The 10,974-nt window shown below is 61.7% G+C and carries 9 protein-coding genes, 1 tRNA gene and 2 pseudogenes; 2 read left to right on the top strand and 10 right to left on the bottom strand.

Features of this window, described 5'->3' with window-relative positions:
• Both J0I64_RS21025 and J0I64_RS21020 read right to left on the bottom strand, forming a co-directional pair.
• Positions 1–213: pseudogene (locus J0I64_RS21025) on the bottom strand (23S rRNA methyltransferase); the annotation flags it as partial.
• The gene (locus J0I64_RS21020) at positions 203–1,375 is read right to left on the bottom strand and encodes a Ppx/GppA phosphatase family protein (RefSeq protein ID WP_291411968.1); all 1,173 of its coding nucleotides are present in this window, start codon (positions 1,373–1,375) and stop codon (positions 203–205) included. The gene J0I64_RS21020 and the pseudogene J0I64_RS21025, both read right to left, overlap by 11 nt.
• A 237-nt stretch (positions 1,376–1,612) precedes the next feature.
• Here J0I64_RS21020 and J0I64_RS21015 point away from each other — a divergent pair.
• A tRNA-Gln gene (locus tag J0I64_RS21015) sits at positions 1,613–1,686 on the top strand.
• 91 nt (positions 1,687–1,777) lie between these two features.
• Here J0I64_RS21015 and J0I64_RS21010 read toward each other — a convergent pair.
• Entirely contained in the window at positions 1,778–2,680 is a 903-nt protein-coding gene (locus J0I64_RS21010) for a LysR family transcriptional regulator (protein WP_291411966.1), read from the bottom strand.
• A 173-nt stretch (positions 2,681–2,853) separates the two neighbouring features.
• Between J0I64_RS21010 and J0I64_RS21005 the strand changes: the two are divergent.
• Positions 2,854–3,956, top strand: a pseudogene (locus J0I64_RS21005) (MFS transporter).
• A gap of 132 nt (positions 3,957–4,088) precedes the next feature.
• Here J0I64_RS21005 and J0I64_RS21000 read toward each other — a convergent pair.
• The 7 genes from J0I64_RS21000 to J0I64_RS20970 all read right to left on the bottom strand — a co-directional run.
• A complete protein-coding gene (locus J0I64_RS21000) occupies positions 4,089–5,711 on the bottom strand; it encodes an FGGY-family carbohydrate kinase (RefSeq protein WP_291411964.1) in 1,623 nt (540 codons plus the stop codon).
• A 1-nt stretch (position 5,712) separates the two neighbouring features.
• On the bottom strand, positions 5,713–6,441 hold the full coding sequence (locus J0I64_RS20995) for an SDR family oxidoreductase (RefSeq protein WP_291411962.1): 729 nt from the start codon (positions 6,439–6,441) through the stop codon (positions 5,713–5,715).
• Between the two features lie 80 nt (positions 6,442–6,521).
• A complete protein-coding gene (locus J0I64_RS20990) occupies positions 6,522–7,469 on the bottom strand; it encodes a nucleoside hydrolase (protein WP_291411960.1) in 948 nt (315 codons plus the stop codon).
• A 2-nt stretch (positions 7,470–7,471) separates the two neighbouring features.
• The gene (locus tag J0I64_RS20985) at positions 7,472–8,308 is read right to left on the bottom strand and encodes a carbohydrate ABC transporter permease (protein WP_291411958.1); all 837 of its coding nucleotides are present in this window, start codon (positions 8,306–8,308) and stop codon (positions 7,472–7,474) included.
• Positions 8,308–9,162 (bottom strand): carbohydrate ABC transporter permease, encoded by an 855-nt coding sequence (locus tag J0I64_RS20980; protein ID WP_291411956.1) that lies wholly within the window; start codon positions 9,160–9,162, stop codon positions 8,308–8,310. Before J0I64_RS20980 ends, J0I64_RS20985 begins: the two co-directional genes overlap by 1 nt.
• A gap of 23 nt (positions 9,163–9,185) precedes the next feature.
• A complete protein-coding gene (locus J0I64_RS20975; protein ID WP_291411954.1) occupies positions 9,186–10,460 on the bottom strand; it encodes a sugar ABC transporter substrate-binding protein in 1,275 nt (424 codons plus the stop codon).
• A gap of 91 nt (positions 10,461–10,551) precedes the next feature.
• On the bottom strand, positions 10,552–10,974 hold a 423-nt coding region (locus tag J0I64_RS20970), incomplete at its 5' end, for a substrate-binding domain-containing protein (RefSeq protein ID WP_291411952.1).

Genomic DNA, 10,974 nt, shown 5'->3' with positions numbered 1-10,974 from the left:
CCTGAAGAGCTTATGCTTGTCGTCGATTTCCTTGATCTTGAAAGCCGCGCGCGAGCGATAGCCTTCCGAACGGGCGCGAGCCACGTAGGGATCGTTGAGCTGGCGCTGCAGCCACTTGGTGGACGAGGTCGTCCGCCCCTTGGCCGTCTTGAGCCGGATTTTCAGGTCCCGGTCGGATTTCCGGCCACCGGTGCCGAGGGCTTTATCCACCATTTGCGTTTCTCCGCTTGGGGCGGCTCGGCCGCTTGTGAACCTTATCTGCATCCATCAGGGAAATCAGGATACCTTCGCGCAGACCACGATCGGCCACGCGCACACGCTCGGTCGGCCATTCGCGCCGAATGGCTTCGAAAATGGCGCAGCCGGGCAGCACGAGATCGGCACGATCCCGGCCGATGCAGGGATGCGCCACGCGGCGCTCGAAGGGCATGTTGAGCAGCACGCGCAGAATATCGTCGATCTGCCCGCTCTTGAGCCAGAGGCCATCGACCTTCTGGCGCTCATAACGCTCGAGCCCGAGATGCAAGCCAGCCAGCGTCGTCACCGTACCCGACGTGCCGATCAGATGCACGGGATGTGCTGCGATCATCTGCCGGAGCTTTTCGCGACCGCGGAACTGCTTGAGATGTTCGGAGACGAAGCTGACCATGGCTTCGAAGACTTCCGGGGTAACGTCGACCCCGCCAAAACGCTCGGCGATCGAAACGACGCCGACCGGCAGCGATTGCCAGGAGCGAATCGAGGCCGACATGCGCCCCTGCGAACGCGGGCGGCCGCCGCGAAAATCGAGCCAGGCGAGTTCGGAGGAGCCGCCGCCGATATCGAACATCAAGGCGCCCTGCGCATTTTCTTCGATGAGATCGGCGCAACCGGTAACGGCCAGCTCAGCCTCGGTGCGACGATCGACGATTTCGAGTTCGAGCCCGAGCTCATCCTTGACCCGTCTAAGAAACTCCGGACCGTTTTCAGCGGCACGGCAGGCTTCGGTGGCAATAAGGCGCATGCGGGTGGGCTGATGGTCGCGCAGCTTGTTGCGGCACTGTTTCAGCGCTTCCATGGTGCGTTCCATAGCCGCTTCGCCGAGGCGCCCGGTTACCGAGACGCCCTCGCCGAGCCTGACGATGCGCGTAAAGCCATCGAGAACGCGAAATCCATGTTCGTGTGGGCGGGCGATCAGCAGGCGGCAATTATTGGTGCCAAGATCGAGCGCCGCATAGAGCGGGCCGCGTGCGCGCCGAGGCGCGTGGCTCGTCCGCGACTCCGCCTGATGTGGCGCAGCCGTACCCCTTGCCTTCCGGTCCTGGCCGGGAGGCGTGCGGAGCGCCGTGCCGGTCCGGGCGACCGACAAGGCAGCGGACCGATTCGAATCGGTCACTTGATTCTCCTGACGCTGTGCGGTCGCTGGCCGGTTTTTCCGGCCGCGCCCAAGGCGCAGCTTTGGTGTTGCGTTGTTGAAAAGACGGTACTTGAATGGGGCCACAAGCGCAATGCACACATTGGTTGGGCAAACTTGCTCCATCCCCGCTTGCAATCCTCTTCTGCTTTGTCTAATGAGACCCCGCGCCGCACTGAAGCCCTGCTTCGCCAGAGCGGCCTAGCCAGCAGGCTGTGCTGGGGAATAGTTCAACGGTAGAACAGCGGACTCTGACTCCGTCAATCTTGGTTCGAATCCAGGTTCCCCAGCCAATTTCTCTCAACCCAGCCGTTTACTCAGTGCAGCCCCCCAAAGGGACCTCGCTCGTCTCTTTGCTGCGCCTGATTGGCGGTCGTGCCACGGCTATGCTGCGAGCCTTGCCTGAAGGCGGGGGACGATGAAGTCGAGAAATAGCCTGATCCGGTGCGGGACCAGTTTTCCGCCCAGATATAGAGCGTGAATTTCGTCGAGATCGCCATCGCCGAAATCGGGCATGACCTCGACCAGCCGGCCTGTCGCTAGGTCGTCGCGCAAATGGATGTCCCCCAGGCGGGCAATCCCTACGCCCGCAAGAACCATCCGGCGCACCGTTTCACCGTTATTGGCAAGCAAGGTTCCTGCAATCTGCCGGTCTGCCACCCGCCCCCGATCGCCCACCGGCCAGATGGGGCCGGCCCGCCGGAAATTAAAGCCCAGGCAATTGTGCCGGCTCAAATCTTCGAGCGAAGTTGGGACGCCGTGATGCGCGAAGTAATCAGGCGTTCCGACGATCCGTCTTTTTACAGCACCGATTCGTCGTGCCGTCAGCGTGGAATCGGCGAGCGGCCCAACCCGCAGGGCCACGTCCGTCCGGTCGAGATAGAGATCCACGACTTCGTCCGATAGGGACAGATCGATGACGATATTGGGGTACTCTTTCCAGAACTCGGGCAGCAGTGGCTCGAGGCCATGCACACCTATGCCTACAGAAGTGCTGACACGCACCGTGCCACCGGTGCTCGAAGCACCCATTGTCAGTTCGCGTTCGAAGCTGTCGAACGCCTCCACCATCGCCCTGCCCCGCTCATAGAAAAGACGCCCCTCTTCGGTGAGCGAAAGCCGGCGTGTCGAGCGCTCGATGAGGCGCACACCGAGCCTGGATTCTATCCGGGCAATCAATTTGCTGACTGTAGATGGAGTCGTGCGGGTCTGCCGGGCCGCTTCGGAAAAGCTGCCTGTGTCGACCACGCGCAGAAAGACCTGCACTTCGCCCATGCGGTTATCCATTGGCGCCTCCATGTTCGTCGGAAAGCTATAGAATTTCGGCTTACTTATGAATTTTATTCACGGCTGATGGTCATCGTCAGGCGGTTATCGCGCCCATTATGCAGTGCCATATAGCTGGCTCAACCCTTGTCCGCGGCGCAGACGCCGATGGACGACGCCAAGGAAACATCACCATGCAGTGGCCTTTGATCGCGCTTGCCGTAGGCGCATTTGGCATCGGCACCACCGAATTCGCCCCGATGGGGTTATTGCCGACGATCGCGACGGGTATTGGTGTCGACATCCCAACGGCCGGCCTGCTGGTCAGCGCCTATGCCATCGGCGTCATGCTTGGCGCCCCGATCATGACGCTGCTGTTCGGCAGGGTACGGACGCGGACAGCACTGATCACGCTGATGGCGATATTCACCCTCGGCAACATCCTGTCCGCCCTGGCGCCGGACTACTGGACCCTGCTCGCGTCGCGCCTCGTAACGAGCCTTAATCACGGGGCCTTCTTCGGCTTGGGTTCGATGGTGGCCGCTAGCCTGGTTCCCAAGGAAAAGCAGGCTGCGGCGATCGCTACCATGTTCATGGGCCTGACCATCGCGAATATCGGCGGGGTGCCTGCCGCCACCTGGATAGGCCAGCAGATCGGATGGCGCATGGCGTTTGGCGCAACGGCCGGCCTTGGGCTTCTGACCATGCTTGCCCTGTTTTTCGCCCTCCCGCGCGGAGAAGCCGCGCAGCAGCCCGATATTGGCAAGGAGATGGCCGTCATCACCCGCGGGCCGGTGCTGCTGGCCATGCTGACGACGGTGCTCGGCGCGGGCGCAATGTTCACGCTCTACACCTACGTCGTGCCCATGCTCGAAACGATCACCGGAGCCTCGCCCACCTTCGTGACGATAGGACTCGTTCTGATTGGCCTGGGCTTTACCGTCGGCAACAATCTTGGTGGTCGGCTCGCAGCGTGGTCTCTGGATGGCAGCATCAAGCTTTTCCTGGCCGCCATCACGGCTGTCCTCATTATTCTTCCCTATCTGCTGAGCACTGAACTAGGCGCCGCTATCGGCCTCTTCCTGTTCGGCATTGCGACGTTCGGTATCGTGCCGCCGGTGCAGACCAAGGTCATGCAGGTGGCGGCGGCAGCGCCGGGCCTTGCCTCCTCGGTCACATCTCCTCCGGCCTCGGGCTCGAAGCGGTGTCGGCGGCGAGCGCGGCTGTAGCCGCAGCTGGATTGGCCATCGTCATCCTGTCGGGGCGGAGCAAAAGCGCCGTGCAGCCGGCGGAATAGACCTGATCGGGGCGATGGAGGTGTCCGCGTCGTAGCGGCAAACTCGATGTAATCGTCTCGTCCGACCAATAATTGGGGTACCGCGCGGCGGGCGCGGTACCCGACGACCAGAAATCCGTGAGGGACCGGATCTCAGACCGCGTCGGATTGCCTGATGGCTTCGGCGAGCGACTGCAGTTGCCGAAAGGCCAGGTATCTCTGTTGATGGTACGCCTGCCAGTCCTCATTGGGCGCAACAATTTCCTGCGTTTTCGACATTGCCGACATGGCATCACGCGGCGAAGCAAAGGCTTGGCTGGCCGTGGCGCCGCGCATGGCCGCACCCAGCAGGACCGGCTCACCGGCCGCAGTCACGGCGACCGGTAGCCCCGAGGCGTCCGCCAGCAATTGCCGCACCAGCTTGGACCGGCCTGCGCCGCCGCTGATATAGATCGACTGGATCTGGAGACCGGCCGCATCGGAGACATCGAGTATCTGCCGCAGGCCATAGCCAAGACCCAGCAGTCCTGCCACGTAGAGGTTCACAAGGCTTGCCTCGGACCGATCCATACCCAGTCCGGACATAATGGCCTTGGCCAGGGGATTGGCGTTGGGAGCACGGTTGCCGAGAAATTCGGGGACGATATGAAGCCCGCGCGCCAGCCCGGCGACTTCCGACAGACCCGGCAGGGACGCCTCGGCGTGTTCCGCAAGATAGGCTGGAAGCGACAGTCCTGCAGCCTTGGCCCTTGCGCCGGCAGCTGCACTTGCCGGATGGAGAGTCACCAGATGATCGAGCGCGGCCCCTGCTGCGGATTGACCACCTTCACTGAGCCAGAGGCCCGGAACCATGGCGTCAAAATAGGGTCCCCATATGCCCGAAACCAGGCGCGCCTCCGTGGCGGAGGCCATGGTACAGGCCGACGTGCCAAAAACATAGGCCATGCGGTCAGTGATCTCACCAGGCCCGTCGCTCGCCCCGATGGTGCCGATTCCGCCAGCGTGGGCATCGATGAGGGCGCTGCCAACGGCGGTGCCAGGCCTGAGACCAAGCTCGCCGGCGGCTTCTGCAGTCAGCCCCTCGCCCAGCGCCGTGCCGGGCGCGAGCACTTCGGTGCCAATCCGGATAAAACCTTCTTCGGCCAGTGCGCCAAGGCCGACTGCCTGGAAATACGACGCGTCCCAGCGCTTTTCATGGGCCAGATAGGTCCACTTGCAGGTCAGCGTGCAGGAGGAGCGCGCAAGGCTACCCGTCGCTTTCCACGTCAGAAAGTCGGGAAGGTCGAAAAATTGCCAGGCGCGAGCAAAGGCCTCGGGCTTGTTTTCGGCAAGCCACAATAATTTCGGCGTCTGCATTTCGGGCGAAATGCTTCCGCCGACATAGTCGAGGACCGCGTGGCCGCCTGCATTGATACGCGCTGCCTGATCGAGAGCCCGATGATCCATCCAGACAATAATGTCGCGTTCGTCCGCGCCAGTGTCGCTGACAGAGATTGGCGTCCCGCCCTGCCCCAGCACAACCAGCGAGCAAGTGGCGTCAAAGCCGATACCTGCAACACGTTCGGGGGCAATGCCGGCCTCGCGCACGGCCGCTTTAACGACCTTGCACACGGCGCGCCAGATGTCGGTGCTCGAACTTTCCGCCCGATCGCCCGGTTCGATGAACAGACTTATCGGGTCGCTCGCCGCAGCCAACATGGCCCCGCCCCGATCGAATACCCCGGCGCGCGCGCTCGCGGTGCCGACATCGACGCCGATAAAATACTGTTCGCTCATGTCAGAGATCGTTTCGCTGCGGCAGGATGACGAGATCGCGAATTGTCACGTTGCGTCGGCGCGAGAGCATGAAAAGCACGGCGTCGGCAACGTCTTCGGCTTCCATCAGGTCGCCGGCGGCCAGAGCCGCATCCAGTTTAGCCTGAGGCCAGTCGGCAATGAGGGCCGTGCGCACCGGGCCGGGGCAAACTGCACCGACACGGATGCCAGAGGGGGCCACCTGGCGCCGAACAGTGTGCACGAACGCCTGCACGGCGAATTTCGAGGCGGTGTAGATCGGCTCCCATGCCACGGGCACGATGCCGGCAATCGAACTCGTCATCACGATGTCGCCCGTCTGGCGCTCGACCATATAGGGCAGCACCGCATGAATGGAGCGGAACGCGGCATTGATATTGAGGTTGAGCATCCGATCCCACTGGTCCGGATCGCCTTCCACGATTGGGCCGCCAATATAGGCGCCTGCATTGGCGTGAAAAATGTCGAGCTGGCCGAAACGCTCCAGAATACGCGGCAGCATGGTGCCAACACTGGCCGGATCGAGCAGATCGATATCGACCGCGAAGGCATTGCCGCCCAGTTCCGCGCACGCCGCGTCGAGCGCCGGCGCATCGCGATCAACCAGGGCTACCGATGCACCGGCCGCCACCAGCGATTTGGCGCAGGCAAAACCGATGCCGGACGCTGCACCTGTGATGGCGGCGACCTGGCCATTGAGGGAGAGGCTCATGGAGACGTCCTTGAATAGGTATCAAACGCATTCGAGCCACGCCGCAGCGTGGCCCGAGAGAAATAAGGCGAGCCGAAAAACTACTGACGCGCCGCAAAAGCCTGGAGCTTGACGATGAAGTCCTGGAGGATCGGATTACGATCAACGAAGGTCACGTAGCGCATCAGGTGACGGCCGAGATCGCTCGAATAGGTCACGTTGTCGGTCATGATCGGAGTATGGGTGACAACGCTCGGGGTCCAGCTTTCATCAAGCAGCCAGGCGACGGCGGCCATGTCCCAGATTTCCTTGGCCCAGCCGACGTGATTGTCGGAATATTCTTTGAACCGCATGGAGAGGAAGGCGCCGATCGACCCGCAGGGTTCGATGTATTTCTCGATCTCCGGAACCGTGCTGTGCAGGTGCGAGGTAACGCCCATGCAGGGCACCAGAACCAGCGGCACGCCGCTGTCGAAGAGCACCTGAACGCCGCCGACATCCTGCTTGAGGTTGAATTCGACCTGGTGCGGCCATTCGAGCGCATGGCCGCCGAGCCAGACCACGACCGTGCGATCGATGATATCGGGGGCTTTGAGCAATGCCGAAGCCACATTGCTGATGGCCCCGATGGCGACGACATAGAGCGGATCGGCGGGTGAGGCCGAGCGGGCGCGCGCGATCAGGTCATCGACTGCGGGGGCGTCGCGAGCCACCTTGTCGAAGCCCACATACTCGGTCACGCCGCGATGGACGAGCCCGTCCGGGCTGACATTGAGACGCTTCAGCAGCTCGAGAATTTCATTGTAGCTCAGTTCCATGCCCTCGCCCGGGCCGGACGAGCGATCGTTGAAAAAGGGCGCAGCATAGATGGCTTCGAGGTTAATGCGCTCGGGCGAAAGGATCAGCTGCACCAGGGCGAACTGATCGTCGATCTCATTGTAGGTGTCGGTGTCGAGCACCACACGGAGTTTTCCGGCGCGCGGCGCGAGGAGCGCGAGGCGTGCTTCGACCGAGAGTTGCGGCGCAGGGGATTTGGTGAACGCAGACATGACTATTCCTTGCTGCCGGTCGAGGCGACCGAGTTGGAAAAATAGGGTTGGAAGAACACGAGGATGATCATCGGGATCAGCGAGATGCACATGGCGCCGGCCATGATCGGGCCGAAGGCGACGCCATAAGCGCTATTGAACTGGGCGATGGACACGGCAGCCACCTTGTACTCGGTAGCGGGCGCGATCAGCAGCGGCCAGAGATAGGCCTGCCACTGGAAGATGAACATGATCAGGCCAGCGCTGATCATGGCCGGGCCCGACAGGGGCAGGTAGATGCGCCAAAACACCTGAAACCAGCCCATGCCATCGACCATGGCCGCCTCGCGCAGCTCCTTGGGGAGACCCAGGAAGAACTGGCGCAACAGGAACACGGCCAGACCGTTACCAAGACCGGGCAGGATAAGGCCCAGATAGCTGTTCTGCAGCTCGGCCCCGCGCATGATCTGGTAGAGCGGCAACGCAATGGCGTCGAACGGAATGAGGAAGCTCACGATCATGATCGTGAAGACGATATTCCGGCCCGGAAATTCGATGACCGAGAGCGCGAAAGCGGCAAGCGTGCAGACAAGCAGGCCGCCCAATACCGTCGCTACCGCAACAAAGAGCGAATTGAAGATCGAGCGGGCGAAGGTGCTTTCAAAGAGCGTGACGAAGTGATCGAGCGTCCAGCGGGTGGGCAAAAAGGTCTCGATTCCCAGCGGGCTGAGATAGCGGAAGATATCTTCCTCTGGCCGGAAGGCGCTGACGAAGATCCACCAGAGCGGCAAGAAAAAGACGATGCCGGTGGCAGCGACGATGGCGATATGGAGCGCAGTGCTCGGCTTGATATTGGCCATCATGACTCTCCCTTGTCGCTCATCATGCGGAACTGAATGGCGACGATGGTCAGCATCAGGAGGATGAGGACCACGGTGGCTGCGTAGGCGCTGGACTTGTCGCCAGCGGCAAAGGCGCGATTGTAGATTTCGTGCATGATCAGGTTGGTCGAGCGCTGTGGCCCGCCACGGGTCAGGATCTGCACCGGCGCGAAGACAAGGAAGTTCGACACCGTGTCGGCGACGAGCACGAAGGTGAGCGGACGGCGCAACTGGGGCAGCGTGACATTGATGAACTGCTGCCAGCGGTTCATGCCATCGATGCGCGCCGCCTCATAAAGTGACTTGGGAATGTCCTGCAGGCCAGCCAGCAGGATGGTCATCCAATAACCGACGCCGATCCAGCTGGTGACGAGAATGATGCAGGCAAGAGCCTGTTGCGGCGAGGTCAAGAACGGCTGCGGCCCTAGACCGAACAGGCCCAGAAGCGCATTCATCAACCCGTCCGGGCGCAGGGCCGCGGCCCAGACAACGGCGGAGACGGAGGCAGGAATGGCGACCGGCAACAGCACCAGCGTGCGCCAGAACCCGGTTCCGGGCAGCTTGTTGTTGAGCAGGATCGCCAATCCCAGAGAAATAGCGATCTGCAGCGGGTTGACCACGATGGAGAAGAACAGCGTCGTCCAGACCGAGGACTGAAAGATCGGATCCCCGAAGATATAGATGTAGTTTTCGAGGCTATAGGTCGTTGCTCGCGGGGCGAGCAACGATTCATGGACGGAGAGAAGCGCTGGCCAAATTCTCAGACAGACGACTGCCAGCAATGCAGGAGCCAGAAAGGCCAATGCAACATAGATATTCTTGGTTTTTGACACGCGCTTCTCCCCGGCCTGAGTGATTACTGGATACGAGCCAGGGTCGAGTTGAGCTCACGCTGCGCGTCTTCGAGGGTCGACTTCACGTCGGCGCCGTTGCGCAGGTCACCAAAGACACGGTTCATGACTTCCTCGAAGGCCACGAAGCCAGTCGAGAGCGGGCGGCTCACGGCGGAGTCACGCAGCTCATAGCCCATGATCTTCTGGGCATCGTCGCCGACACCGGGGAACTTCGGGGCGAACCAGGCGGAATACAGCTTGAAAGCTTCCAGGTTCACCGGCGGGATTGGGTTGGCTTCGACGGTCTTGAAGGCCCCTTGGGGATCGAGCGTCATGAACTTGGCGAGAGCCATGGCTTCTTCGGGGTGGGCGCTGTGGGGGCTGACGGCCAGCGCCCAGGAACCGGTCGGAGTGACAGGCTTGCCGTTTGCGAAGTAGGGAACCGGTGCCACGCCGAAGTTAAGGCCTTCGGTCGAGGTATAGCCAGCAAGCCTCCAGGGACCGCCGACGAGGAAGGCAACTTCACCCGAAGCAAAGAGCGGGGGAACCTGACCTGCCGGAATGCCGCGAGGCGCAATGCCGTCTTCGAACATCTTGGCGTAGAACGTCGCGCCTTCAACCCACTTGTCATTGGTGATATCGGGCGTGAGATTGCCTGCGCCGGTAAGGCCAGAACCGCCGCCAATGGATTCAAAGATCGGCTGCAGCTGGTAGTAGCGGTCGATCTGCTCGAAGGCGAAACCATACTTGGCGCCAGCGGCCTGTGCCTTGCTGCCGAGATCGAGAATCTGCTCATAGGTCAGGCGGTCGGCCTGATCCGCACCCGGATGGGGGATGCCAGCCTTATCCAGCAGGTCCTTGTTATAGAACATCATCTGCGTCGAGGTCCAAAGCGGCAGCGTGTAGATCGTGCCATCCACGCTGAGCGCGTCGAGCGCCACCGGAGTGACCAGCGGCTCGATCTCGGAGCGCAGGTCTTCGAGCGACTTCAGATAACCACGGGCCACCATGGACGGAACACGCGGGCTGTCGACGAACAGCACGTCGATGCTGCTATCGCCGCCGCCGATACGGGCTTCGATCGCAGCATTCATGCTCTCAAACGGGATCGACTGGTGTTCGACCTTGATGCCGGGGTGAGAGGCTTCGAATGCCTCGATGACCGGTGCGACCACGGCATCATTCTCAGCCGAAATCAGCGTCAGCGTCACATCGGCGGCCATGACGGCGACCATGCTCACGGACGACAGGACAGCAGCAAGCGCGGCGGTGCGAACCGCCTTATTGAAAATGGACAAGATTACCTCCCAAGACCATTGGGGTGACTCTGCACCCGCGTGCAGAACCTAGGAATGAAATGCATGGCCTGTCAAGTGGACAGACGAAGCATCAACGAGTCGTGGCGCGAACCACCAATTGGGGAGTGATGTTGACGTGATCGACGGGTACCGGGCGACCGGCGATCTTTTCCATCAGCATGCTCACGGCCTCGTCGGCCATGAGGGGTAGATTCTGGTCCACGCTGCTGAGCGGATGGAGCGTCGAAGCGGAGAGCGGCGTGTTGTCGTAACCGACAATGCCAATATCAGTGGGAACCGATTTGCCGAACTCGATCTGCACCACTTCCATGGCGGCGAGCGCCATCAGGTCATTGGCGCAGAAGATTGCGTCAGGCTGGACCGGCGCAGACATGAACTGGCGCACCACTTGCTGGGTCACCTCGCGGCTGTCTTCGCCACTGGCGCGCATGGGCAGCGCCAGGCCATGCTTTGCAAGGCCGTCCTGCACACCCCTGCCGCGATCGACGGCGGA

Origin of the sequence: Devosia sp., assembly GCF_017307565.1 — a bacterium.
Lineage (GTDB): Bacteria > Pseudomonadota > Alphaproteobacteria > Rhizobiales > Devosiaceae > Devosia.
This window is presented reverse-complemented; position numbering and strand designations above follow the sequence as displayed.